Here is a 25,615-nt window from a genome sequence, read left to right as displayed (position 1 = left end):
ATTTCGATTTTCGGGGTTATGCGCTAGGCAGCCGTCACGCCGAGCGTCACCGACGCAAAACGCGTGGAAACCGCTTCGATAGTGATCTCGCCGGTGAACCCGGTCGCCTCCAGCCAGAAACCGGCGGTGCCGCCCTGCAGCGGGACATTGGTCGGGCCGACGATCCTAGCCGGGCCGTGAACCTTCAGCGAAATGCTGTCGTTCAAGAAAGGCAGGCGCTGGCCGCGCTGGTCGAGGGCGCGGATGATGACCCGCGTGCTGTCGCGTTCACGGGCCTTCAGCGTCGAGCTGTCGGCAACGACTTCCAGGGTCGTCGGCAACGGATCGGCCACCAGCGTCAGGCTGGCCACCGGCTCGCCGCCGATATAGCCGGTGAAGGTGCCGTCGATCCATTCGAGACCCCAGGTGCCGAGCTCATCGGCGGTAAAGTGCCGATGGTCGAGCACGACGGGCGGGTGCGGCAGATGCGGGTAGTTCTCGCGATCCGGACCGATGCGCTTGGAAAGCCCGCCATATTGCAGTTCCACCTCGTCGCAATTGGTCAGGATGATCAGCGGCAGCACGCCGCCGATATTGCGTTCGCCGCGCGCCCAGAAGGTCACCGGCTTCATGACGATCTCCTCGGAAGGGTCGCACTGGCTGATATAGGCATAGGCCGCGAATTTCGGCTCGCGGAACATGTCCATCACGCCGTGATAGCAGATGCGGTCGCCGGAGCCGAAATCCTTGTGGGTGTTGTAATCGAACATGCACCAGCCGATGGCGCCGGAGATATCAGGATCGCCATGGGCGGCATTCAGCACTTCCAGGTGCCGGCGCACATGCTCGGCCTGGCGCTGCTCCTGGTCATAGATCTTCGTCGGGTGCATGTGGCCGTTGAACTCGGTGATCAGGTACGGCACCTTGTGCGATAGTCCGGTATTTTCCTGCTGGGCGCGCAGGGCGGTGCGCGGTCGGTTGGCGCCCGGCAGCTCTTCATTGCCGAGGATGAAGTCGTTCATCGTGTAGACGTCTTCGAGCAGCTCGCTCTCGGTGAGATAACGCACGCCGCCGGTCTGGCGGGTACTGTCGAGTTCACGGGCGAGGCGATTGGTCTTGGCGTAGAAATCGTGATTATCCTGCGATTCGTTGATGCGCACGCCCCAGATGATGATCGAGGGGTGGTTCCAGTCGCGCTCAATCATGCGGCGGACGTTCTCGATCGATTCCTGCTGCCAGTCGGCATCGCCGATATGCTGCCAGCCGGGGATCTCCTCGAAAACCAGCAGGCCGATTGCGTCGCATCGATCGAGGAACCATTTCGACTGCGGATAATGCGAAGTGCGGACAATATTGCACTTCAGCACCGTCTTCATGATGTCGGCGTCACGCTCCTGGGCAGAGCGGCCGGCGGCATAACCGACATAAGGGAAGGCCTGGTGGCGGTTGAGGCCGCGCAGCTTCAATGGCTTGCCGTTGAGGAGGAAACCTTCCGGCGTGAATTCGGCGGTGCGGAAGCCGAACCGGGTGGAAATACGGTCGGAGCCGTGTTCGGTCCTGAGCTCGACGGTGACGTCATAGAGCGTGGGATCGGTGATGTCCCAGAGGGCGATGCCGGTGAGGCCGCCAAAGGAGAGCGTGGTGCGGCTGCCGATCGTTTCGGTCGCGGCAGTGGCGACCACCGTGCCGTCGGCCTGTTTCAGCGTGGCAGTGACGGTCGCCGAGAAGCTGCGGCCCTCGGGATTGGCGATGTCGACGCGGATGGTCGCCGATTTCTCCGGGCGAAGAACGTCAGTGGTTTCGATCTTGAGATTGCGGATCGAGACCGGGTCGGTGACCTTCAGCCAGACATCGCGGTAGATGCCGGCATAGGTCAGATAATCGATGCGGCCGCCGAAAGGCGGAATGTCAGGGTTCTCGCTGCCGTCGACCTTGACGGTGACGAGGTTCTCGCCCTTGACGAGCTTGCCGGTGAGGCGGGCCTCAAAGGGCGTGTATCCGTCCTTATGGGCAATGATTTCTTCGCCGTTCAGATAGACGACGCTGTCGGCCATGGCGGCATCGAAGACGAGCGAAACCTCGCGGCCCTCGAATTCCGGCAGCCAGCGCAGCACCTTCTGATAGGTGAAGGCGCGCTGATAGCTGGTCTCGTCGAAATAGCTGAAGGGCAGTTCGACGGCGGTATGCGGCAGGCTGACCGACTTGGCGGCATCGAAAGCTTCGAGCAAACGCTGGCCGAAGCCCTCATGGAAACTCCAGCCTTCGTTGAAGGAAACGACGGAACGCATTTCAGGCTCTCCAGGTTACGACATCAGGGACATTGCGGCGCCTCTCGGCGCGTGAAAATCTGGTCATCGGTATTCCTCCTGGACGCAATGGATGAGCGAGCCGCTAAAATACGTCACATCGAATTCGATTCATGCGACGCGCTTTAGCTTTTTTCATGCATGTCGTCACCCCGCAACCGCTGTGCACTTCCAGGCAACATGCTTCAGGCGGTCGAGCCCCAGCGGGCGGTGCAGGTGAGCGTGATGCTGTGCGGGCCTTCGATCTCGGCGTCATGCCGTTCGATCAATTCGACGACGGCATCGATGAAGGCGACGTGGTTCAGGCTCAGTGTGGTCAGGTCGTTGCAATCCCAGGCAGCCATGGCGATGCCGTCCTGGCCGACGATGGCGATATCATCAGGGGTGTTCTTGCCGAGCACCCGGCGGGCCGCATCGCGTGCGCCGATCGCCATGACGTCGTTGCCGCAGATGATGGCGTCGACCTTATCCCGGTGCAGCAGGAGCACGGCTTCCTTGAAGCCGGAATCATAGGAGTAGTCACCGAAGGCCTGTGCCTCGAAAGCAAGTCCGCGCTTGGCTAGCGCATCGACGAACCATTTTCGCCGGAGCTTGTCGATCCAGCTTGAATTGGTGCCGGAAAGGTAGGCAAAACGCTTCTTGCCGTCGCGGACGATCTTATCGATGATCTCGTCGGCCGCCTCAGCGCCGTCGATGCGGATGCTGGAGACGTTTTCGTTGTCGAGCGGCTCGAAGGAGACGATGATCGGCTTCGTCGTGTGGAAGATGTCGACCGCATCTTGCATCGACACCATGTCGGAGAAGACGACGACGTGATCGACCTGATAGGTGGATGCAAGGCGCATCAGTTGCAGCCGGTCGGAATGATCGGCGCAGCAGAGGATGATCGGCAGCAATTGTCTGGCCTGCAGGCGGTGGACGAGAAGCTGTTGCTCCTCAGCCTCGCAAGGGTTGCCGATCGCATTGACGACGAGGGCGACGAGCCGCGAGCGCTGGTTGTTCAGCGAGCGGGCGATCGCGTTCGGCTGGTAGCCATGTTCACGGGCGACGGCGAGGATGCGGTCGCGCGTGGCGCTGCCGATGCGCGAATCCGGCGAGAAGGCGCGGGAAATGGTGGCGGAAGAGACGCCGGCGAGTTTCGCCAGTTCCTTCGAAGTGATCCGCCGTCTGTTCATTCCGCTCATCTTCAGCGCCTATTGGGCGACGATCCTGACGGAAGCGCCGTCGGCCGCTGCCGATTCCTTGATTGCATCCCATAGCCTAGCGAATCTGAGGCCCATTTCAACGGAGCCGGAGTTTTCCATCTTTCCCTCGCGAATGGCGAGGAAATTCTTCATCGGGTTGCCGAGAATCTCGGCTTCCTCGCGCGGCTCGGCGGTCCGCCCGATACTGATCTCGCGCCAGCCACCCCAGGCGTCGATGCGCACGATCGCCTTCGAATAGAAGAAGGTGATGTAGGAAGCGCAGCCCGGAGGTCCTTCGCCGGCGGCCGTCAATGTCGCCAGCGCGCCGTTCTTCAGCCGGGCGGAGACGGCCGTGGTGATATCGACCTGTCTGCCGTGGTTGTTCATATAGGCGGACACACTGTCGAAGTCCGAATTGGCGAGCAGGCAGACGGTGTTCATCATATGGGCGCCGGTATCGAACATGAAGCCGCCGCCGGAGATGTCAGGCTGCTGCTTCCAATGGCCGTCGTAATTGGACGACCAGCTTTCCCAGATCATGCCCGATATGGCGATCAACTCGCCGAATTCGCCGGTGAGGGCCCGCCGGCGCGTGTCGAGCACCAGCGGCGACAGGCCGCCCTGGAAGGCGGTGACGATGGTGACGCCACTCTTTTTCTGTGCGGCGATCAGCCTCTCGGCCTCAGCAACCGTCGTCACCATCGGCTTTTCCAGGAAGAGATCGAGGCCAGCCTCGGCGACGGCAGTTGCCTGCTCGGCATGGAAGGCATGCGGGGTTGAGACGTAGACGATGTCGAGTTCGTCCCGACATTCCGCGAGCATCTGGCGATAACCCTCGAAGCTCCTCGGTTCTGGTGCGCCGGCGGCGAGGCAGACGTCGATCAGGCGCTGGCGCGACGCCGCCGTGGTGTCGGCGAGAGCAGCGAATTCGATCTCCGGCATCTTGACCCAGCTCTCGGCATATTCCGCCGCCTTCAAGCCAGCGCCGATGACGCCGAGGCGCAATTTCTCAGACATGAAATTCCTCCCTGAATACATTGTGCACACGATTACACAAACGGTATGGCGATGGCAATATCTAAATAAATAAGTAATATCAGTATATTAAAGCTAACTATCGAATCTTTTCAAAAACCGTCTTGTCAGCATTCGGAATGCGTGTACATTTTCACGACCGGTGCTGGAGGGCGCCGTGTCTCTACAAAAGGGAGGACTTCCGTTGAAGAAAATGGTTCTTGGCGGCCTATGCGCCATTCTGCTGAGCGCGGTTTCGACGCTGGCACAGGCAGAAACAATCCGAATTGCAAATCATGGTCAGGCCGGCATCGACGCGATGAAGTCGACGGTCGAGCGGATCGAAAAGAAATATGGCGTCACCGTCGAGGTCATCGAATATCCGGCGCCCGACAAGGACTACCTGACGAAACTCCTGACCGAGCTCGGCGCCGGCAACGCGCCCGACCTGTTCTCCATCCCGACGACGGCTGCGGTCGCCGACATGGTGGAAGCCGGTTACCTCGCGCCTGTTACCAAGGAGTTCAAGGCCTGGGACGGCTACGCCAACCTCTATGACGTCGCCAAGGAGCTTGCCGTCAGCCCGGATGGTGAAACCTATGTGATGCCGTTCATGCTCGGCATTCAGGAAATCTATTACCGCAAGGACGTTCTCGAAAAAGCCGGCATCTCCACCGAACAGCCGAAGACCTGGCAGGAACTTCTCGACCGCGCGGCCGAGATCAAGCAGAAGACCGGCGCCTACGGCCTACTCTTTCCGGCCGGCGTTTCCTGGGGAAGCGGTGCCTTCGACGAAGGTTTCCAGCATCTGCTCGTCGGTTCCAAGACGCCGCAGCTGGTCGATGCCGACGGCAAGCTCGATCTGAATGGCGAAGGCATCAAGGATGTCTTCAACGTCTACAAGGAACTGATCGACAAGGATCTGATGCCGACGCAGCCGTTGCTCGGACCCGAGCCCTGGGTCGTGCCGAAGTACCAGATGTTCCCGGAAGGCAAGCTCGCCGCGACCACCTGCGGCTCCTGGTGCTATATTTTCGACTGGGGTCGCGAAAGCAAGAACCCGATCCCTGACGTGACGAAGGTGGTCGGCACCTGGACGGTTCCCGGCCAGAGCAGCGGCCAGTATGTGCTGGCCAATCTCGCTGCGCCGTGGGCCGTCAATTCCAAGTCGGCCAATACCGAGCTGGCGATCAAGGCGCTGATGGAGATCGGCTCGATCGAGACTCAGGTTTCCTACGCCGCCCGCATCGGCAACATCCCGGCCAGCAAGGATGCGGCTGGCAATGCCGAGTTCCAGAAGCTGACGGAACTGGTTCCGATCCATGCCGCGGCCGGGAACGGCGTGTTCCTGAAGCAGGCCTCCGGTTTCGGTACGGTCTCGGAAGGGGTCGCGCGGGCCACCGAAGCGCTGCTGCGCAAGGAAACCGATGCCGCCGGCGCCCAGAAGATCCTTGTCGACTACGTCAAGGAAACGCTCGGCGACGACATGGTCAAGTAAGCTCCGGCACCCTCTCTTCCGCCACGACGGGGACGCGGCGCCAACGCCCGCGTCTTCCCGCTTTCATTCGATAAGCCGGTTCCATCGATAAGGTTTGTGAGCTTCCATGGCCCGAAACTCTCATGAAAAGCGCGCCGAGCGGCAATGGCTGCTGATCCTGCTGCCCTCGCTGGTGCTGCTTCTGGCCTTCGTCATCTATCCGGCCCTCTATTCGATCTATCTGAGCTTCACCAATGAGGCGCTGACCGGGGCCGCGGCCCTTCGGCCCCGTTTCGTTGGTTTCAGGAATTACACGCGGCTCTTCAACGACGCGAAGTTCTGGAATTCGCTGTTCGTCACCTTCGTCTTCGTCATCGGTTCGGCGGTGATCGGCCAGTTCGTGCTCGGCCTGATCTCGGCAATTGCGTTGCGCCGGCCGATCCGCTTTCGGCGGGTGTTTTCGTCGATCATCCTGTTGCCGAATGCAGCCCCTGAAGTCGTCGCCGGTTTCATGTGGATCTCGATGCTGGCGGGCGGCGACAATGCCACACTCAGCCGCATCGTCAGTTTTTTCGGCATCACGCCGGCCGACTGGCTGCAGGTCTTCCCGCTGTCGATGATCATCGTCGTCAACACCTGGCGCGGCATCGCCACGGCGATGATCCTGTTAACGGCCGGGCTCAGCACCATTCCGGCGGAGATCTACGAGGCGGCCCGCATGGACGGCGCGACACCGTCGCAGATGTTCCGACGCATCACCCTGCCGCTGATGATGCCGACGATCCTGCTCTACATGCTGATCTCGGCCGTCTCCACCATCGCCGTTTTCGGCCTCGTGTATGCGCTGACGCGCGGGGGACCGGGCGGAGCAACCGAGGTGGTCAGCATCTATATCTACAACCAGTCCTTTACGTCGTTCCAGCTGGGTTATGGTGCTGCGGTCGCCGTCGTCGCGCTCGTCATCTCGCTGATATTGGGTATCGCCTATGTCCGGGCCATGAAGGTGGAGGTCTGACATGGCCGTCGTTTCCCCGAGTGAAACTGCAAACAAGGGTCGCTCCGACCTCATCGCCTATGCGACGCTGTCGCTGATCTCGATCTTCTGCGCGGTGCCCTTCTTCTGGGTGCTGCTTGCCTCGCTCGACGGCAATGCCCAGCTCTTCCTGCACTGGCCGGAGCAGTGGACCTTCGCCAACTACGTCAGAGTCTTCACCAAGGAGGACGGGGCGAAGTGGCTGTTCAACTCGCTCTTCGTGGTCGCTAGCGCGACGCTGCTCGTCATGGTGCTTTCCGGGCTCGGCGGTTATGCGCTGTCGCGCACCCGGGCCTGGTGGAAGCTGCCCTTCCTCTACGCGATCCTGCTCATCCGGGTGCTGCCGCCGACGGCGCTGGTCGTGCCGCTCTACAAATTCCTGCTGACGCTGAATAACGCGGAAGCGGCGGTGCTCAGGCCGATCTTCGGCAGCTACGCCCGCGACATCATGCGCTGGACCGGCTTCATCGACGGTTATCTCGGGTTGATCCTGGTGCTTGCGACGATGCAATTGCCGTTGGCGCTCTGGATCATGAAGACCTTCTTCGACGGGCTGCCGAGGGACTATGAGGAGGCGGCGCTGATGGATGGGGCGACACTGATACAGCGCATCCGCCGGGTGTTGATCCCGCTGGCGCTGCCCGGGCTTGCCGCTGCTGGGCTGTTCGCCTTCATGTCGGCCTGGGGCGATTTCCTCTTGCCGCTGATCTTCCTGTCGTCGCCGGAGCTGCAGACGCTGCCGCTCGGTCTTTTCCGCGCCTTCCTGCGCATCAACGAGATCGATTACGGCCTGCTGACCGCGCTGGCATTCATCTATCTGCTGCCTGCCGTCGTCGCCTTCGGTTTTGCGCGGCGCTTCCTCGTCCAGACGTTTTCGGGCGGCGTGAAGGGCTGAGATTAAGAAAGAGAAACAGATGATCAATCTCAGAAACGTTCGCAAATTCTACGGCGCGCTCGAGGTCATCAAGGGCGTCGACATCACCGTGGAAGACGGCGAATTCGCGGTTTTCGTCGGTCCGTCCGGCTGCGGCAAGTCCACGCTGCTGCGGATGATCGCCGGCCTCGAAGGCATCGACGAGGGCGACCTCATCCTTAACGGCACACGCATCAACGACGTGCCGCCCGACAAGCGCGGCATCGCCATGGTGTTCCAGTCCTATGCACTCTATCCGCATATGAGCGTTGCCGAAAATATCGGCTTTTCGCTCAGCCTGAAGAAAGTGGCGGAGGCGGAGATCCGCCGGCAGGTGGAAGGTGTCGCCGAAATCCTGCAGCTCACCGACTACCTCGACCGACGCCCGGCCGCGCTTTCCGGCGGCCAACGCCAGCGCGTGGCGATCGGCCGCGCCATCATCAAGAAACCGGCGCTGATCCTGTTCGACGAGCCGCTGTCGAACCTCGATTCGGCGCTGCGCGTGCAGATGCGCGCCGAGCTGCAGCGCCTGCACCGCGAGCTGAAAGCGACAGTCGTGTATGTCACGCACGACCAGGTCGAAGCGATGACGATGGCGGACCGTATCGTCGTGCTGAACAAGGGCGTCGTCGCTCAACAGGGCGCGCCGATGGATCTCTACCATCAGCCCGATAACGAGTTTGTCGCAACCTTCATCGGCTCGCCAAAGATGAACGTGCTGCCGATGACGGCGACGCGCCGGGATGCCGGCAAGGTGCATCTGGAAAGCCCGCTCGGCCTTTCCATCGACCTTTCAGACGCCAATGGCGCCGTGCAGCAGGGCGAGGCGAAACTCGGCATTCGGCCGGAACATCTGAAGCTCGCACCCCAAGGGCAGGGTGATTTTTCGGCCGAGGTCGTCATCGTCGAGCGTTTGGGCGTGGAGACCTATCTGACAGTCGGTTCGCAGCAGCAGCCGATCGTCGTGCGCACGGAAGGCGACATGACCATTCGCCCCGGCGATCGCGTGTCGCTGACTGCCGAGCGTGCCGGTTGCCATCTGTTTGATTCCGCCGGCCGGGTAATCCGCTCGGCAACCGCTTGAAACACATCGAGGAATGACATGACAATCAAGGTCACGATCTGGAACGAAGGACGCCACGAGCAGGTCCACAAGGAAGTTCAGGATATCTATCCTGATCGTATCGACGGAGCGATCGCTGCCGGTATCGCCCACCCCGATTTCGAGGTTCGCCGCGGTACGCTAGACGATCCGGATGAAGGGCTGCCGGATTCCGTGCTCAATGATACCGACGTGCTGCTCTGGTGGGGGCACATGGCGCATGAAGAGGTCAGCGACGGGCTGATCGACCGCGTGCAGCAGCGCGTGCTGAAGGGCATGGGCCTGCTGGTCCTGCATTCCGGCCATCATTCCAAGCTCTTCCGCCGGCTGATGGGGACCAATGCCAACCTTTCCTGGCGCGAGACGCCTGATGGCGACCTGGAGCGCGTTTGGGTGGTCAATCCCTCGCATCCGATCGCCGAGGGGCTGCCGCCCTATTTCGAGGTCAATGCCTCGGAAATGTATGGCGAGCCCTTCGATATTCCGCAGCCGGACGAGCTTGTGTTCATATCCTGGTATTCCGGTGGCGAGGTGTTCCGCAGCGGCTGCACCTTCCAGCGCGGGCGCGGGCGCATCTTCTTTTTCAGCCCCGGCCACGAGACCTACCCGATCTATCACGACAAGACCGTGCATAAGGTGATCTCGAACGGCATCCGCTGGGCGCGGCAGAAACACACCGATGGCCGCATTCTGGAAAACTGGCACCGCGCCGAGCCGCTGCACGGCCGCCCCGACAAGGCGAAGGCCTGATCTATGGATATTGCGCGCCGGTCGTCTTGATATAGATCGAATAGACCGAACGCGTCGCGGTGATGAAGAGCCGGTTTTTCTTGGGGCCGCCGAAGGTGAGGTTGGACACCGTCTGCGGCACCCTGATCTTGCCGAGCAGGGTTCCGTCGGGCGAAAAGCAGTGCACGCCGTCGGAGGCACTCGTCCAGAGATTGCCGGCGACATCGAAACGGAAGCCGTCGGGATGGCCGACATCGAGGCTGCAGAAGTAGCGGCTGTTGGCAAGCGCCTTGCCGTCGGTGACGTCGAAAACGCGGATATGGCGCGGCACTTCATGTTTTGCGGAGCCGGAATCGGCAATGTAGAGCTTCGTCTCATCGGGCGAGAAGGCAAGGCCGTTCGGCTGGATGAAATCTTCGACGACGGCGTCGATCGCGCCGCTTGCCGGATCGATCCGATAGACATTGCGCGTCGGCTGCTCGGGCTCGGCCTTGTGGCCCTCGTAATCCGACAGTATGCCGTAGGTCGGATCGGTGAACCAGACCCCGCCGTCGGAGTGCACGACGACGTCGTTCGGCGAGTTCAGCCGCTTGCCCTGATGGCTGTCGGCGAGAACGGTGATGGTGCCGTCCGTCTCGGTGCGGGTGACGCGGCGGCCGCCATGTTCGCAAGAGACCAACCGGCCCTGCCGGTCGCGGGTGTTGCCGTTGACGTAGTTGGAGGGCGAGCGGAAGACGGAGACGGTACCGTCCGGTGTCCAGCGCATCATGCGTTCATTCGGGATATCGCTCCAGAGAAGGCAGTTCAGGTCGGAAAACCAGACCGGGCCTTCCGTCCAGCGGCAGCCGGAATAAAGCTCCTCGAGGCCGGCGCTGCCGATGACCATTGCACCGAAGCGTTCGTCGCGGATCTCATAAATCGGATTGTCGCCCATGCCAGTTTCCTCCCTGAATGCTGCCGTTCTTTTCCTAGCGGCAAAAAGCTGGAGGTGCCAGAGCCCGGCGATGGAAATGCCGGACTCCGGTTTCTTCAGAGGGCCGCGACCGGATGCGGCGAGCCGTCATAAGCGCCCCAGATCGACTGGTCGAAGCAGATGACCGAGCCGGTCATCAGGCCGGATTCGGACGATGACAGGTAAGCGCAGGCGCGCGCCACCTCGTGCGGATCGACGAGGCGGCCGAAGGGCTGGCTTGCCGCCGCCTTCTCCAGCCAGTCGGCAGGAGCATCGTGATATTCACGCTGGATCCGGTCCTCGCCTTCGGAGGCCATCCAGCCGATGTTCAGACCGTTGACGCGGATGCGGTTGCGCAGGAGCGCGTAGGCGGTGTTCTTCGTCAGCGTTTCCAGCGCGCCCTTGGAGGCGCAATAGGCGGCGATGAAGGGCTGGCCGGCTTTGGCCGACATCGAGCCGATATTGACGACCGTACCCTCGATTTTTTCGCGGCGCATGACCTTCACCGCCTCCTGCATCAGGAAAAACGGTGCGCGAACATTGACGGCGAACATGGCGTCGAAGAGTTCCGGGCTGGTGTCGAGGATGGTGCCGCGATCGGTGATGGCGGCGGCATTGACCAGCGCGTCGACGCGGCCGAAGGTCTCGTCACAGGCGCGCACGACACTCTGTGCATCCTCGACCTTGCCGAGGTCGGCCTTGACGTAGACGATCCTGGCACCGGTCGCAGCCGAAATCTCCGCCGCCTTTGCCTTACCCTTGGCTTCGTTGCGGCCGCAGATGACGATGCCTTTCGCGCCGCGTTCGGCGAAGAGACGGGCGATGGTCGCGCCCAATCCTTGCGTGCCGCCGGTGACGATGGCGATCTTGCCGTCGAGGCGGCCGTGGTCTGTGCTCATGTGGTTCCTCCATTGTGATGATGTGCGAATAGCCTCCCGCGGGGCGGGAGGCTTTTTGCGGATGCAAGAAGCTCGAGCTCCAAATCAGCTCAGCTTCTTCTGCGCCTGCTCGGCAAGTGCTGCCGTAAAGGCTTCATCGCTCCAGCCTTCCTTCAGCGCCTCGTGCATCAGCTGCGCCTGTGTCTTCGGCGCTAGTCCGCCAAGTGGCGGGTCGCGGTCGAGGTTGGTCGGGAAGGAGTAGCCCTCGGCGCAGGCGGCGACGGCGTTGGCGATTTCGTCAGGCGAGAGCCTGCCCAGCAAGGCCTTCAAAGCGGGAAACAGCCTGGCGCTCATCTTCTCGCGGTCGACGGTTTCCATCGCCCGGCCGAAGGCGGAGGAGACCTGCAGGAGGTTGGCGACGCGCTTGATGTCGACCGAGCGGTTGGTGCCGGCGGCGTGGAAGAGGGCGGGATTGAAGAAGACGACGTCGCCTTTTTCGAGCGGCAACTGGACATGGTTGGTCTCGAAATAATCCCGGAACTCCTGCCGTTTCAGCGCGAGATAGCCCGGCACATAGGTCTGGCTGTGCGGCAGGAAGAGTGTCGGGCCGCTTTCGAGCGGCATATCGCAATGGGCGACCGCACCCTGCAATGTCAGCACCGGCGAGAGCCGATGCACATGCGCCGGGAACTGCTCGATCACCTTCGAGGACTGAAAGCCGAGATGGTAGTCGCGATGTGCCGACTGCGCCGAACCGCCCGGATTGACGCGGTTGACCTGCGCCGTCATCTGGTAGCTCGGGCCGAGCCAGGCTTCACTTGCCAGAGCGATGATGGTGTTGCCGTAATATTCGGCGAAATTTGCCGGATCGGCGAGGCAATGTTTTTCCAGCGAGTTCCAGATGCGGTCGTTGGCGCCAGGCTTGGCGAAGTGGTCGCCACCGCCGGTCGAGGTGCGGTGTTGTTCCTCGATGATCGCATCGAAGATCGTGCTGGCGCGGTCGATGATGCCGGTGTCTTCGTAAGCGCGCTTGAACACGACCAAACCAGGACCTTCGCCGAACGCGTCGCAGATTTCGGCCAGCACGGCGCGTCGGCCTTCTGGCGTTGCGGCCGCTGCCATCACCTTGCGGCTGTCATAGATCAGCACGTTTTTTTCGACCGCGGACGCCGAGGGGTAATCGGCAAGCACGGTGGTCTTTTCCGCAAGGGCGCGAAACTCATCGAGATCGCAGGCGTCTTCGCTCAACCAGACGCGGTCGGCGCGCAGTTTCTGCTGGTTGTCGGTTTTCATGGCGGGCTCCTCCCTCTTTCCAATGGGGGCACTATACGCCACGACGCCGGGTGATATAGATCAGAAATCCATCAAAAAACCATCAGGCCGATCGCATGGCACACCTCTTTCTCGTCAAGGACATCGCCTTCCAGGCCGGGCTCAGCACCGCCACCGTCGACCGGGTGCTGAATGGCAGACCCGGCGTGCGCCGGCAGACCGAGATGCGGGTGAAGGCGGCGATCGCGGAGCTGGAGAAGCAGCAGGCCGGGACGATGGGCAGCGGCCGCATGCTGGCGATCGATATTGTCATGGAGACGCCGCAGCGTTTCAGCGATGCGGTGCGGGCCGCCTTCGAGGCGGAGATGGCGACCTTCCTGCCGGGCGTTTTCCGCTGCCGCTTCCATTTTGCCGAGGTGATGAAGCCGGCCGAACTGGTGCAGCTTCTCGATCGCATCCGGCTGCGCGGCACGCACGGTATCGTGCTCAAGGCGCCTGACGTCGCCGAGGTGGCGGCCGCCGTTGTCAGGGCGGACGCGGCCGGCATTCCCGTCGTGACGCTGGTGACCGATCTGCCGAATTCGGCCCGCATCGCCTATGCCGGCGCCGACAACCGGGCAGCGGGAGAGACTGCCGCCTATCTGATCGGCGAATTCCTCGGCAGTGATGGCGGCAAAGTGCTGGTAACGCTGTCGAGCGGACGGTTCCGCGGCGAGGAGGAGCGCGAAATCGGCTTTCGCCGCGTCATCCGCGCCCGCTATCCCGATATCGGCATTACCGAGATCAGCGAGGGCCACGGCACCGATGCTGCGACGGGAACGCTTGCCGCGGCAGCGCTTGCTGTCGACCCTGCCATCAACGCCGTCGATTCGATCGGCGGCGGCAACCGGGCGGTGCTTGCGGCCTTCGACATGGCCAAACGTCCCGTGCGCGTTTTCGTCGCTCATGACCTCGATGCCGATAATCGCGCCCTGCTTGCGGCGCGTCGGATCGGCTTCGTGCTGCATCATGATCTCAGAACCGATGCGCGTTCGGCCTTCCGGGCTATCATGAGCCGGGCGACCGCCTTGCCGCGCGCGGTTACGCCCTCGCTTTCAACAGTCGAAATCGTCACGCCCTACAATATGCCCGCGGCCGATTGAGCCAATTGACTTTCCTTCGATGCCGAATTCGGGCTACAGCTTTGACACGAGTGAAGGTGAGCGACATGGATTACAGCGACGTCAGCACGATTGCAGCCTGGATCACGGAGCAGGGACTGAAGGGCGCTTCGGAAGCCGAGTTGATGACCGGTTTCTGCTCGGCTTGCAGGGATGCCGGCCTGCCGCTCGACCGTGGTCTGGCGCTGATGGATACGCTGCATCCGGTGCATGAGGGCCGCGCCTTCCGCTGGGACAGCGTCGAGGAAGTCCAGACCGAATTCGAATATGGCCCGACGATCTCGGGGGAGGCGGCGTCGAACTGGCAGCGTTCGGCCTTCTTTCATCTTTGGTCTCGCAACGAACGGGAGATACGCCGGCGTCTCGGCTTCGGCGATCCGATCGATTTCTCCATGCTCGATACGATCGCTGAAGCCGGCCACACGGATTTCGTGGCGATGGTGCATCGTTTTTCCGAGGCCGGCACGATCGGCGAGATGGATTGCTTCTTCTCGCATTTCGCGACGAAACATCCTGAGGGCTTTTCCGATCACGACCTCTCCATCCTGCGCAAGCTGGTGCCGGTGTTGGGACTGGCGATCAAATGCATCGCGCTCGGGCGTATCGCCCGCACCATCGCGGAGGTCTATCTCGGCGAGGACGCCGCGCGCCAGGTGATGGAAGGCAAGATCAGCCGCGGCAAATCGGAACGGATTTCCGCAGCGCTCTGGTTTTCCGATCTGCTGAACTACACCAAGATCTCCGATAGCGTGCCGCCGGAGGAGATCATCCCGCTGCTCAACGACTATAGCGAGGCGGTGATCACGGCGGTCCACGAGTCCGGCGGCAACGTGCTGAAACTGATCGGCGACGGTGTGCTCGCCATCTTTAAGGGCGAGGTGCCGGCGGAGACATGTCGTGCGGCGCTGAGCGCTGAATCGTTGCTGCGGGAAAAGCTGACCACGCTGAATGCTGCGCGTGCGGCCGACGGCCGGGCGACGACCGACGTCTATATTGGCCTGCATATCGGCGATGTCTTCTACGGCAATATCGGCAGCCAGGACCGCTTGGACTTCACCGTCATCGGACCTGCCGTCAACGAGGTCAGCCGGATCGCCTCGATGTGTCGTTCCGTCGATCTCAACCTGTTGATCTCCTCCGATTTCGCCGCGGCGATACCGGAGCAGCAGCGTACCGCACTCGCCTGCGTCGGACGCTATGCGTTGCGCGGCGTGCAGCGCGCGCAGGAACTTTATACTCTCGACAGCGCCCGGCTGAACGGCTGAGTTCTTGACTGGAAAGGCTATCGCAGCAGGCCCTGGCCTCCGTCGATCCAGATCGGCGTACCGGTGATGTGTCGGGCGCGCTCGGATGCGAGGAAAAGGATGGTTTCGGCGACATCCTCGCTCTTGCCTGCCTTGCCGCCGGCAATCGGAATATCGCCCTCAGGCCAGATAACTGGAACCTCCGTTTCCTCGCGGTGGCGGCTGTCGGTATTGGCGCTGATATTGGTCTCGATCTCGCCGGGGCAGACGGCATTGACGCGGATGCCGTGTCGGCCGAGTTCGAGGGCGAGCTGCTGGACCATGGCGACCTGGCCGGCCTTGGTTGCGCTGTAGGCGGTGGCGCCCGGTGTGGTGAAGGTACGTGTGCCGTTGATCGAAGAGACGACGATGATCGAACCGCCATGGCGCTTCAGATGCGGAACCGTCAGATGCAGCGTCAGATAGGTGCCGCGCAGATTGACGGCGATCGTCTTGTCCCATTCATCCGGCTTGAGATCGTCGATCGGCGCCCAGACACCGTTGATCCCAGCATTGGCGACAACGATGTCGAGACCGCCGAAGGTGTCGGCCAGTTGCGCGACGGCGCCCCGCATTTGAGCTTCGTCGCTGGTATCTGCCGTCAACGCGATCGACTGGCCGCCGGCGGCCTTGATTTCGGCGCAGGTCTTTTCGACCTCGTCGGCGGTGCGGCTCAGTGCGGCCACCCTTGCCCCCTCGGCGGCGAGCCGCAACGCGGCCGCTTTGCCGATACCCGAACCGGCGCCTGTTACCAATGCGATCTTTTCCTTCAGCTCCATGGGCGGGCTCTCCTTTGCCGACATGCCAACTGTTCGGCGCGGCAGTTGGTTCCGGAAGGAGGCGGGTCGTCTCGGTTATCTTAGAAGGGTTTGCTTCAACGCCCATTTCTCAGGCCCGTGGACGGCGGCAAAGAGCAGACCGGCGAGGAAGGTAAAGTGATCGATGAAGAATCCGAATTCGGCCTGGTTCTGTTGCCAATGGGACGGACCGTGGAAGGCGAAAGCGAGGAAGATCACATAGATGGCTGCGAGAAAGCTGGCCTCGGTGAAGAAGGCCCCTGATATAAAAGCGAGCGCCAGCGCGATCTCGAAGAAGGCGGCGACCCAGGCAAGGAATGTCGCCATCGGCAAGCCGGCAGCGGTGATATAGCCGGCCGTCGCACCGATATCGGCGAACTTGAAGCCGGCGGCCATGAAGAAGACGAAGCTGAAGATGATGCGGGCGACGATGATTGCGATTGCTCTGGCCATCCTGAAATCTCCTCTTTGAGCTTCCACTATGACGGACGGGACACGCGATATCCTACACGGGGAATGAAAAAGGGCCGCTCGCGCGACTCTATCACTTTGAGTTGCGCATAATCCTTTCCGAAAATCGGCTCCGATTTTCGGGGTTATGCGCTTTCACCACTCGGCGAAGCTGCCGTCGGCATGCCGCCAGATCGGGTTGCGCCAGCGGTGGCCCTCCTTGGCGCGTTCGATGACATAGGCCTCGTCGACCTCGATGCCGAGACCCGGACCCTGCGGGATCGAGACGAAACCATCGGCATACTGGAACACCTCCTTGTTGGAGATGTAGTCGAGGATGTCGTTGCCCTTGTTGTAGTGGATGCCGAGGCTCTGTTCCTGGATGAAGGCATTGTAGCTGACGGCATCGACCTGCAGGCAGGCGGCAAGCGCGATCGGACCCAGTGGGCAATGCGGCGCCAGCGCCACGTCATAGGCTTCGGCCATCGCCGCGATCTTGCGGCATTCGGTGATGCCGCCGGCATGGGAGAGATCCGGCTGGATGATGTCGACATAACCGTCGGAGAGAACCTGCTTGAAGTCCCAACGCGAAAAGAGGCGTTCACCCAGCGCAATCGGCGTCGAGGTGTGGTTGACGATATCGCGCAGCGCTTCCTTGTTTTCGGAAAGCACCGGCTCTTCGATGAACATCAGCTTGTAGGGATCGAGCTCCTTGGCGAGAACCTTCGCCATCGGCTTGTGGACGCGGCCGTGGAAATCGACGCCGATGCCGATATGCGGGCCGATCGCCTCGCGGATAGCGGCGATGGTCTCGACCGCCTTCTCCACCTTTTCGTTGGTGTCGACGATCTGCATTTCCTCGCAGCCATTGAGCTTGATCGCCTTGAAACCGCGGGCCACCACTTCCTTGGCATTGTTGGCGACATCCGAGGGACGGTCGCCGCCGATCCAGGAATAGACTTTGATGCGATCACGGAGCTGGCCGCCGAGCAGGGAATGGATCGGCTGGCCGAGCGCCTTGCCCTTGATGTCCCACAGCGCCTGGTCGATGCCCGAGATTGCGCTCATGTGGACGGCGCCGCCGCGATAGAAGCCGCCGCGATACATCACGGTCCAGTGGTCTTCGATCAGGAAAGGATCCTTGCCGATCAGGTAGTCTTCCAGCTCATGGACGGCGGCCTGAACGGTGAGCGCACGGCCTTCGACGACCGGCTCGCCCCAGCCGACGATGCCTTCATCGGTCTCGACCTTCAAAAACAGCCAGCGCGGGGGAACGATATAGGTGGTGAGTTTGGTGATCTTCATCGCTGTTCTTTCAGTCTCTTCCCGGGTTTGCGATCGGCGGCGCGTCCGCAGATTTGTCGTGATCGGTCATTTCGTTCTGCCGATCGCTTTTTCGGCGGCGGCAAGATCGCGCACTGCAAGATCGAGCATGCGGTTGGCGCATTCGCGGGCGCCCGCCTTGTCGCGCATGCGCAGGGCCTCGACCAGCTGGCCGTGAACGAGCACCGCATCCTCGCGATTCTCGACGCCGATATTGGAGGCATGCAGCGCATATTTCAGTGCCGCGTGAATGGCGCTCGACAGGCGGCGGAAGACCTGATTGTGGCTGGCGGTGAGCAGCACCGTGTGGAACATGACGTCGGCATCGGTAAAGCTTTCCGGGTCGCGAGCGCTGTCGCGCATCTGCCGCCAGGCATTGTCGAGATCGGCGATCTCCTGGGCGCTGGCGCGCTCGGCGGCATATTCGGCGGCTGCCGGCTCGATGGTGCGGCGGGCCTCGAGAATGCAGCCGAGCAGGTCGAAATCCTTGATATAGGGACCCATCCATTCAAGCACGTCAGCGTCCAGGATATTCCAATCGTCCTTGTCGCAAACGGTGGTTCCGATGCGTGGCTTACCGCGGACGAGGCCTTTGGATTCCAGCACTTTCAGCGATTCGCGAATGACGGTGCGGCTGACGCCGTAGAGCTCGCAGAGATCGTTCTCGCGGGGCAGCGGTGAGCCCGCGGGATAGCGGTCCGCACAGATATCCTGAGCGATCGCCGCCGTGACGTTGCGGCGTACGCGCGGGCGGCGCTCGATGCGGCGGCTTTCGGCCCCGCTCTGTCGCTCGATTGTTTCCAACTCACCTCTCCGCTCTGTCTCGCGTGCGAAGCAATCGAACCTGATTATCCGAATTCGATCCGCTTTGCGACGCTTCCTCCCGGCATCTCGTCAACAATCCTATTATTCCAATCATCATACATTGGCAATTGACTGGTATGATGATTTATCATAATTCATTGGACGTTGCCTGGGAGGCAGCTGCTCGGTTTTTGAGAGTTTAGGGAGAGAGACATGCGCTTGTTCAAAGCAGCCATTCTGGCTGGCACTTTCGCCATTCTGGCAGCCGGCTCGGCATTTTCCGCGGACGTCAAGATAGGGTTCATCGTCAAGCAGCCTGAGGAGCCGTGGTTCCAGGACGAATGGAAGTTCGCCGACCAGGCCGCCAAGGAAAAAGGCTTCACCGTCGTCAAGATCGGCGCCGAAGATGGTGAGAAGGTCCAGTCGGCGATCGACAATCTCGGCGCTCAAGGTGCGCAGGGCTTCATCATCTGCACGCCCGACGTCAAACTCGGCCCCGGCATCGTCGCCAAGGCCGAAGCCAACCAGCTGAAGCTGATGACGGTCGACGACCGCCTCGTCAGCGCCGACGGCAAGCCGCTGGAGGAGGTGCCGCATATGGGCATTTCGGCCACCAAGATCGGCGAGACCGTCGGCCAGGCGATCGTCGACGAAATCAAGAAGCGCGGCTGGGACATGAAGAATGTCGGCGCGGTCCGCGTCTCCTACGACCAACTGCCGACCGCCGTCGACCGCGTCGAAGGTGCGATCTCGGTGCTGACGTCCGCCGGCTTCCCGGCCGAAAACATCTATGATGCGCCACAGGCGAAGACGGATACGGAAGCGGCGCTCAACGCGGCAACCACCGTTCTCAACAAACATGCCGACGTGAAATACTGGGTCGCCTTCGGCCTCAATGACGAAGCCGTCCTCGGCGCCGTCCGTGCTTCCGAATCGGTCGGCATTCCGGCGGCCAACGTCATCGGTGTCGGCATCGGCGGTGCGGAATCGGCGATCAACGAGTTCAAGAAGCCGGCGGCGACCGGCTTCTTCGGCACCGTCATCATCTCGCCGAAGCGTCACGGCTATGAGACGGCGCTCAACATGTATGACTGGATCGCCAACGACAAGGAGCCGGCAAAGCTGACGTTGACCTCCGGTTCCCTGGCATTGCGCGGCGATTTTGAAAAGGTCCGCAAGGATCTTGGCATCGAGTGATCGTCCTTCCAAGATGATATCGTCCGGCGGCCGCCTAGCGTGCCGCCGGGTCCTTCTCGGTGGAGCAATGATGGCTTTCCTCGAATTCAGCAATATCTCCAAGGGTTATCCCGGCGTGCAGGCGCTGGCGAATGTGTCCTTCACTGTCGAGAAGGGTGCCGTCCACGGCTTGATGGGTGAAAACGGCGCCGGTAAATCGACGCTGATCCGGGTACTGTCCGGCGATCAGGCCGCCGATGCCGGCAACATCCTCATCGACGGCGAGGAGCAGAAATATGCGTCCGTCCGTGACGCCTTCCATGCCGGTGTCATCGTCATCCATCAGGAACTGCAACTCGTTCCGGAGTTGACGGTCGCTGAAAATCTCTGGCTCGGACGCTTTCCGGCCAAGGGCGGCGTCATCCATTCGAAGGCGCTGATCGAGACGGTGCGGTCGAAGCTTGAGGAGATCGGCATCGATGTCGATCCGTCGGCCAAGGTCGCCTCGCTTTCGATCGGTGCACGGCAGATGGTCGAGATCGCCAAGGCCGTCATGCTCGACGCGCGGGTGATCGCGTTGGACGAGCCAACCTCCTCGCTTTCCTCGCGTGAAAGCGAAATCCTGTTTTCACTCATGCACAGGCTGAAGGCGAAGGGAACGGTCATCCTCTACGTCTCGCATCGTCTCGACGAGATCTTTCGTCTTTGCGACAGCCTGACGGTGCTGCGCGACGGCAAGCTTGCCGCCCACCATCCTCAGATCGCCGAAACCACGCGCGAGCAGATCATCTCGGAAATGGTCGGACGCGAGATCAGCAATGTCTGGGGATGGCGCGAACGTCCGTTCGGCGGCGTACGGCTGGAGGTCAAGGGCCTGTCGGGGCCGAGGCTGCGCCATCCGATCAGCTTTTCCGTCCGCCAGGGCGAAATCCTCGGTTTCTTCGGCCTGATCGGCGCTGGCCGCAGCGAGATGGCGCGGCTGCTTTACGGCGCCGATGCCAGGCATCAGGGCCAGGTCACGATCGACGGCGTTGCCGTTTCGCCGAACAATCCGAAAGCGGCGATCAATGCCGGCATGGTGCTTTGCCCCGAGGACCGCAAGTTCGACGGCATCATCCAAGGGCGATCGATCGAAGAGAATATCGCGATCTCGTCGCGTCGGCATTTTTCGCCCTTCGGCATTCTGAGCCCGAGACAAGAAGCGGCGCTGGCAGATCGGTTCATCGCCAAGCTTCGGGTGCGGACGCCGTCGCGCAAGCAGGACATCATCAACCTCTCGGGCGGCAACCAGCAGAAGGTCATTCTCGGCCGCTGGTTGTCCGAGCAGGGTATCAAGGTACTGGTCATCGACGAGCCGACGCGCGGCATCGATGTCGGGGCGAAATCGGAAATCTACGAAATTCTCTACGAGCTTGCGGCCGGCGGCATGGCAATCGTGGTCATTTCAAGCGAGTTGCCCGAAGTCATGGGCATCTCCGATCGCATCATAGTGATGTGCCAGGGCAGGGTGGCGGCCGCTGTCACCCGTCCGGATTTCGACGAGCGCAGCATCCTGACGGCAGCGCTCCCCGACAAGAATGCCGCAGGCACCCTTTAGAACCAGGAATACGGACGATGAATTCGTTGAAAAAAATTCTTCTCGGCGAACAAGGGCTGGTGGTGATCTTTGCTGCCGCCTTCGTGATCGTCTCGCTCTTCGTTCCGAACTTCCTGACCGAGCGAAACATGCTGGGGCTGCTGCAGTCGGTCGTCACGATCGGCATCGTCGCCTGCACGATGATGTTCTGCCTGGCGTCGCGCGATTTCGACCTTTCGGTCGGATCGATCGTCGCCTTCTCCGGCATGATCGCGGTGATGGTGTCGAATGCGACGGGCTCCATTCCCGTCGGGCTGCTCGCCGCCCTGCTTTGCGGCGCCGTCGTCGGTTTCGTCAATGGTATCGTCATCGCGCGCTTTCGCATCAATGCGCTGATCACCACGCTTGCGACCATGCAGATCGTGCGCGGGCTGGCGCTGATCGCGTCCGATGGCCGGGCCGTCGGCATCAACGATCCCGCCTTCTACCAGCTTGCCCTGTCGCGCTTCCTGACCGTACCGACGCCGATCTGGATCATGCTGATCCTTTTCATCCTCTTCGGTTTCGTGCTCAACCGCACCGTCTTCGGCAAGAACACCCTGGCGATCGGCGGCAATCCCGAGGCCTCGCGGCTTGCCGGCGTCAATGTCGTCAACATGCGGGTCTGGATCTTTGCGCTGCAGGGGCTTGTCTGCGGCATTGCCGGCATTCTGCTTGCCTCCCGCATCACCTCCGGCCAGCCGAATGCGGCGACAGGGCTTGAGCTTTCGGTGATTTCGGCCTGCGTTCTCGGCGGCGTCTCGCTGGCCGGCGGCCGGGCGGCGATGAGCGGCGTCATTGTCGGCGTGCTGATTATGGGCATCGCCGAAAACGTCATGAACCTCTTGAATATCCAGGCGTTCTATCAGTATGTGGTACGCGGGCTGATCCTGCTGATCGCAGTGCTGCTCGACAATTTGAGGTCTTCGGCTGCGGGACGGCGCGGATGAACCAGGGACAAGCCGGCGATGACATCGAACTGAGGCACGGCGATCTCGCCGTCCGGGTCAGCCGTCGGGGTGCCGCCATCACCGCCGCGACGTATCGAGGCATGCCCTTTCTCGTGGCGGCCGGCGGCCCTGAAGGAATGATGGCGAATTTCGCGATGGTGCCGTTCGGCAACCGCGTGGAAGGCAATATCATGTCCTTTGCCGGACGCGATTATGCCTTCCAGCCGAATACTTCCGATCCGCTCTATCGGCACGGCGACGGCTGGCTCAGCCTCTGGCAGCTTGAAGACTCCAGCCCGGAGCATGCGCAGTTCTGCTTTTCCCGGAGCGCCGACGGGGTTTCACCCTATGCCTATCTTACCCGGCAGGAGATCCGTCTCGTCGGCGATGCGTTGGTGCTGACACTTTCCGTGGAAAACCGCGGCGAAACCGCTCTTCCCTTCGGGCTCGGTCAGCATCCCTTCTTCGCGCGCACGCCAAAGACGCGACTGACGATTGCGGCCGATCGCTATTGGAGCGAGCGGCCGGACCATCTTCCGGAGATGCCTGGCCCTGTGCCGGACTATTTCGATTTCAGATCCGAAACGCTTTTGCCGCAGAGATGGATGAACAATGCCTTCGAGGGTTGGAATGGGCGGGCTGCAATCGCCTGGCCGGAACTTGGAATTCAGGCGGCGCTGGAAGCCGACGGTGCGCTCGATCGCTTCATGCTGTATATGCCGGTCAACCGGAACGACTTCTTTTGTCTCGAGCCGATGAGTCATCTGCCGAACGGGCATCACCTTCCTGATTTCGGTGGGCTTGCGCCGCTTGCGCCGGGGGAGGCTCTTGCCGGCACCGTGACGATCCTGATGTCGGCGCTGCCGGTTCGATCGGAGGAGGGATAGATGGGCGGCCGTCTGCAGGGCAAGAACATCCTGATAACAGGTGCTGCGCAGGGTATCGGCCTTGCGATCGCAAAGGCTTTCCTGCGGGAGGATGCCGCGGTCTTTCTCGTCGATCGCGATGCGGCGCTGCTGGCGCAGGCGGCGAAAGAACTCCAGAGCAGTGGCGGCCGGCTTGGTTATCTGCCGGCCGATATTACCGATGCCGGGACGATCACGACATTGGTCGCTCAGGCGAATGAAGAAATCGGGCAGCTGAATTCGCTCGTCAACAATGCCGGGGTGAATGTCTTCGCCGAACCGCTCGAGACGACTGACGAGGAGTGGAACCGCTGCTTCGACATCAATCTGAAGGGCGCATGGAACTGCTGCAAGGCGGTGTTGCCGGGCCTGATCGAACAGGGCGGCGGCGTTATCCTCAACATCGCCTCGACACACGCTTTCACCATCATCCCGCACACATTTCCCTATCCGCTGGCAAAACACGCCCTGCTCGGAATGACAAAATCCTTAGGGCTCGAATATGCCGCCCGCAATATCCGCGTGAACGCACTGGCGCCGGGTTATGTCTCGACGCAGAAGGTGATCGATTACTGGAACGGCTTCCCTGATCCGGAGGCGGCAAAGGCCAAAACGATGAAACTGCATCCCGGCGGGCGCATCGCGACGCCGGAGGAGATTGCCATGGCGGCCGTGTTCATGATCTCCGACGAGTGCCCGTTCATCAATGCCACCTGCCTGACGATCGACGGCGGCCTCAGCGTGCTGCAGCATCCCGCCTGACGGGCTTCGATCCCGCTATTTTTACAAGCCTGTCGTCTTCTCGGGATAGAGCATTATATTGCCCATCGGGAAGGCTATCTGATCTCCCGCAGGCACGGAGCGGCGCCCTGCCGCTTCTGGAAACAGTTGGAGCATGATGTTGTCCGAAAACCGCGCACACTTTTCGGCATCATGCTCTGAAAGCACAATCGAAAACAGGAGGACGGCATGCAGATCAATCGCACGGCTTCGGCTCATTGGACCGGTGGCCTCAAGGACGGAAAAGGCCTGATCTCGACGCAGAGCGGCGCCCTGAAGGATTACCCCTACGGCTTTGCGAGCCGCTTCGAAGGTGTTGCCGGCACCAACCCGGAAGAACTGATCGGTGCCGCCCATGCCGGCTGCTTCACCATGGCGCTGTCGTTGATCCTCGGTGAAGCCGGCTTTACCGCCGAGCATATGGAAACCTCTGCCAAGGTAACGCTCGAAAGCGTCGAGGGCGGCTTTGCCATCACCGCCATCCATCTCTCGCTCTCCGGCCGTATTCCCGGTGCCGATGAGGCGACCTTCACCGAACTCGCTAACAAGGCAAAGGCCGGCTGCCCGGTTTCAAAGGCGCTTGCGTCGGTTCCGATCACACTCGACGTCAAGATCGTTTGACACGTCACTCCTTTGACGAAGTGCCGCGCGCTTCTCGCCGCGGCACTCTCCATTTGTGGCCTGCCTGCTCGGGTCCGCCTATTCCGACGTCACCGGCTATCAGCATGACGCGTGCAGGCCCCTTCTCCCCGTGCATCGATCTTCTCGAGTTGTCGCTTCCGCCGGACCGCGCTCGCCCCGCGACACATTTTGCTGCGCCGCGGCATTGACAAGTAATGCCTGATATTTTACGACTGACGAAATTCGAAAATCGTCAGTCGTAATTCAGGTCTCGAAACTTATGAACGACATTGCGGAAAATACACTCGACATCACGCGGCAGGAGAATGTCACGCGCATTCTGGATGCCGCCGAGCGACTGTTCCGGCACTATGGCTACAGCAAGACGACGGTGGCCGACATTGCCCGTGATCTCGGCATGTCGCCGGCCAATATTTATCGTTTCTTCGCCTCCAAGGTGGAAATCCACCAAGCGCTCTGCGGCCGCATGCTCGCCACCGCTTACCAGATGGCTTACGACATCCGCCATCAGCCGATCAGCGCCAGCGAACGGCTGCGCCGCTATGTCGAGACCCAGCATCAGTTGACGCTGGATGTGATGCTCGACGAGATGAAGGTGCACGAGATGATCATTGTCGCGATCGATCGCGACTGGCACGTCATCGAAAAACACATCGATCGCATTCATGATCTCATTGCCGAAATCATTGCTGAAGGCATTGCAGCCGGCGAGTTCGCCGAGCAGGACCCGGTCGTTGCCTCGCGCTGCTTCGGCGCGGCGACGAACACGCTCTGCCATCCGCAGATGGTGGCGCAATGTCTTGCCAAAACCAACCGCGCGAGCGTCGACGAACTGATCGACTACGTGATCAGGGCGCTGAAGAAATAATGGACGGCAGCCGCCGTCGGAAC

Annotated in this window: 24 protein-coding genes; 14 read left to right on the top strand and 10 right to left on the bottom strand. The window is 61.5% G+C overall.

The window, feature by feature from the left end; all coding sequences use genetic code 11:
* Nucleotides 1–23: 23 nt before the first annotated feature.
* The 3 genes from AC244Q_RS19700 to AC244Q_RS19690 all read right to left on the bottom strand — a co-directional run bounded on the left by AC244Q_RS19700 (nucleotide 24) and on the right by AC244Q_RS19690 (nucleotide 4,486).
* The gene (locus tag AC244Q_RS19700) at nucleotides 24–2,267 is read right to left on the bottom strand and encodes a glycoside hydrolase family 2 protein (protein WP_128407416.1); all 2,244 of its coding nucleotides are present in this window, start codon (nucleotides 2,265–2,267) and stop codon (nucleotides 24–26) included.
* A 203-nt stretch (nucleotides 2,268–2,470) separates the two neighbouring features.
* Nucleotides 2,471–3,469 (bottom strand): LacI family DNA-binding transcriptional regulator, encoded by a 999-nt coding sequence (locus AC244Q_RS19695; RefSeq protein WP_017995262.1) that lies wholly within the window; start codon nucleotides 3,467–3,469, stop codon nucleotides 2,471–2,473.
* 9 nt (nucleotides 3,470–3,478) lie between these two features.
* Nucleotides 3,479–4,486, bottom strand: a complete 1,008-nt coding sequence (locus tag AC244Q_RS19690; protein ID WP_128407415.1) for a Gfo/Idh/MocA family protein — start codon at nucleotides 4,484–4,486, stop codon at nucleotides 3,479–3,481.
* 202 nt (nucleotides 4,487–4,688) lie between these two features.
* Here AC244Q_RS19690 and AC244Q_RS19685 point away from each other — a divergent pair, with 202 nt between their 5' ends.
* From AC244Q_RS19685 to AC244Q_RS19665, 5 genes are all read left to right on the top strand, one after another.
* A complete protein-coding gene (locus AC244Q_RS19685; RefSeq protein ID WP_017989510.1) occupies nucleotides 4,689–5,981 on the top strand; it encodes an ABC transporter substrate-binding protein in 1,293 nt (430 codons plus the stop codon).
* Nucleotides 5,982–6,087: 106 nt separating this feature from the next.
* The gene (locus tag AC244Q_RS19680) at nucleotides 6,088–6,975 is read left to right on the top strand and encodes a carbohydrate ABC transporter permease (protein ID WP_003543165.1); all 888 of its coding nucleotides are present in this window, start codon (nucleotides 6,088–6,090) and stop codon (nucleotides 6,973–6,975) included.
* Nucleotide 6,976: 1 nt separating this feature from the next.
* Nucleotides 6,977–7,888: a carbohydrate ABC transporter permease gene (locus tag AC244Q_RS19675; RefSeq protein WP_003543164.1), complete on the top strand. Its 912-nt coding sequence runs from the start codon at nucleotides 6,977–6,979 to the stop codon at nucleotides 7,886–7,888.
* A gap of 19 nt (nucleotides 7,889–7,907) precedes the next feature.
* Complete coding sequence (locus tag AC244Q_RS19670) at nucleotides 7,908–8,990, top strand: ABC transporter ATP-binding protein (RefSeq protein WP_113548110.1); 1,083 nt, start codon at nucleotides 7,908–7,910, stop codon at nucleotides 8,988–8,990.
* Between the two features lie 18 nt (nucleotides 8,991–9,008).
* Complete coding sequence (locus AC244Q_RS19665; RefSeq protein ID WP_012759092.1) at nucleotides 9,009–9,758, top strand: ThuA domain-containing protein; 750 nt, start codon at nucleotides 9,009–9,011, stop codon at nucleotides 9,756–9,758.
* Nucleotide 9,759: 1 nt separating this feature from the next.
* Here AC244Q_RS19665 and AC244Q_RS19660 read toward each other — a convergent pair whose 3' ends face one another.
* The 3 genes from AC244Q_RS19660 to AC244Q_RS19650 form a co-directional block, all read right to left on the bottom strand.
* Nucleotides 9,760–10,671, bottom strand: a complete 912-nt coding sequence (locus AC244Q_RS19660; protein WP_113548111.1) for an SMP-30/gluconolactonase/LRE family protein — start codon at nucleotides 10,669–10,671, stop codon at nucleotides 9,760–9,762.
* Between the two features lie 95 nt (nucleotides 10,672–10,766).
* Complete coding sequence (locus AC244Q_RS19655) at nucleotides 10,767–11,588, bottom strand: SDR family oxidoreductase (RefSeq protein WP_113548112.1); 822 nt, start codon at nucleotides 11,586–11,588, stop codon at nucleotides 10,767–10,769.
* 84 nt (nucleotides 11,589–11,672) lie between these two features.
* The gene (locus AC244Q_RS19650; protein ID WP_113548113.1) at nucleotides 11,673–12,860 is read right to left on the bottom strand and encodes a phytanoyl-CoA dioxygenase family protein; all 1,188 of its coding nucleotides are present in this window, start codon (nucleotides 12,858–12,860) and stop codon (nucleotides 11,673–11,675) included.
* A gap of 95 nt (nucleotides 12,861–12,955) precedes the next feature.
* On the opposite strand from AC244Q_RS19650, the gene AC244Q_RS19645 reads away from it, so the two are divergent.
* Both AC244Q_RS19645 and AC244Q_RS19640 read left to right on the top strand, forming a co-directional pair.
* Complete coding sequence (locus AC244Q_RS19645; protein WP_128407414.1) at nucleotides 12,956–13,981, top strand: LacI family DNA-binding transcriptional regulator; 1,026 nt, start codon at nucleotides 12,956–12,958, stop codon at nucleotides 13,979–13,981.
* A 65-nt stretch (nucleotides 13,982–14,046) separates the two neighbouring features.
* The gene (locus AC244Q_RS19640; RefSeq protein ID WP_113548115.1) at nucleotides 14,047–15,264 is read left to right on the top strand and encodes an adenylate/guanylate cyclase domain-containing protein; all 1,218 of its coding nucleotides are present in this window, start codon (nucleotides 14,047–14,049) and stop codon (nucleotides 15,262–15,264) included.
* A 17-nt stretch (nucleotides 15,265–15,281) separates the two neighbouring features.
* Here AC244Q_RS19640 and AC244Q_RS19635 read toward each other — a convergent pair whose 3' ends face one another.
* The 4 genes from AC244Q_RS19635 to AC244Q_RS19620 all read right to left on the bottom strand — a co-directional run bounded on the left by AC244Q_RS19635 (nucleotide 15,282) and on the right by AC244Q_RS19620 (nucleotide 18,656).
* Nucleotides 15,282–16,061: an SDR family oxidoreductase gene (locus AC244Q_RS19635; RefSeq protein ID WP_113548116.1), complete on the bottom strand. Its 780-nt coding sequence runs from the start codon at nucleotides 16,059–16,061 to the stop codon at nucleotides 15,282–15,284.
* A gap of 75 nt (nucleotides 16,062–16,136) precedes the next feature.
* Entirely contained in the window at nucleotides 16,137–16,532 is a 396-nt protein-coding gene (locus AC244Q_RS19630; RefSeq protein WP_113548117.1) for a DoxX family protein, read from the bottom strand.
* Nucleotides 16,533–16,685: 153 nt separating this feature from the next.
* Nucleotides 16,686–17,834, bottom strand: a complete 1,149-nt coding sequence (gene dgoD / locus AC244Q_RS19625; protein WP_011653629.1) for a galactonate dehydratase — start codon at nucleotides 17,832–17,834, stop codon at nucleotides 16,686–16,688.
* 66 nt (nucleotides 17,835–17,900) lie between these two features.
* Entirely contained in the window at nucleotides 17,901–18,656 is a 756-nt protein-coding gene (locus tag AC244Q_RS19620; RefSeq protein ID WP_003543153.1) for a FadR/GntR family transcriptional regulator, read from the bottom strand.
* 213 nt (nucleotides 18,657–18,869) lie between these two features.
* On the opposite strand from AC244Q_RS19620, the gene AC244Q_RS19615 reads away from it, so the two are divergent.
* From AC244Q_RS19615 to AC244Q_RS19585, 7 genes are all read left to right on the top strand, one after another.
* Nucleotides 18,870–19,853, top strand: a complete 984-nt coding sequence (locus AC244Q_RS19615) for an arabinose ABC transporter substrate-binding protein (RefSeq protein ID WP_113548118.1) — start codon at nucleotides 18,870–18,872, stop codon at nucleotides 19,851–19,853.
* A gap of 70 nt (nucleotides 19,854–19,923) precedes the next feature.
* Entirely contained in the window at nucleotides 19,924–21,429 is a 1,506-nt protein-coding gene (gene araG / locus AC244Q_RS19610) for an L-arabinose ABC transporter ATP-binding protein AraG (RefSeq protein ID WP_113548119.1), read from the top strand.
* Between the two features lie 17 nt (nucleotides 21,430–21,446).
* On the top strand, nucleotides 21,447–22,397 hold the full coding sequence (gene araH, locus AC244Q_RS19605; protein WP_011653625.1) for an L-arabinose ABC transporter permease AraH: 951 nt from the start codon (nucleotides 21,447–21,449) through the stop codon (nucleotides 22,395–22,397).
* The gene (locus AC244Q_RS19600; RefSeq protein ID WP_113548120.1) at nucleotides 22,394–23,284 is read left to right on the top strand and encodes an aldose 1-epimerase; all 891 of its coding nucleotides are present in this window, start codon (nucleotides 22,394–22,396) and stop codon (nucleotides 23,282–23,284) included. Before araH ends, AC244Q_RS19600 begins: the two co-directional genes overlap by 4 nt.
* On the top strand, nucleotides 23,285–24,064 hold the full coding sequence (locus AC244Q_RS19595) for an SDR family oxidoreductase (protein ID WP_113548121.1): 780 nt from the start codon (nucleotides 23,285–23,287) through the stop codon (nucleotides 24,062–24,064).
* Between the two features lie 207 nt (nucleotides 24,065–24,271).
* Nucleotides 24,272–24,703 (top strand): OsmC family protein, encoded by a 432-nt coding sequence (locus tag AC244Q_RS19590; protein WP_017967997.1) that lies wholly within the window; start codon nucleotides 24,272–24,274, stop codon nucleotides 24,701–24,703.
* 280 nt (nucleotides 24,704–24,983) lie between these two features.
* Entirely contained in the window at nucleotides 24,984–25,592 is a 609-nt protein-coding gene (locus AC244Q_RS19585) for a TetR/AcrR family transcriptional regulator (protein WP_017995250.1), read from the top strand.
* The last annotated feature ends 23 nt before the right edge of the window (nucleotides 25,593–25,615 follow it).

It is taken from the genome of Rhizobium sp. CB2179, assembly GCF_057653455.1.
This window is presented reverse-complemented; position numbering and strand designations above follow the sequence as displayed.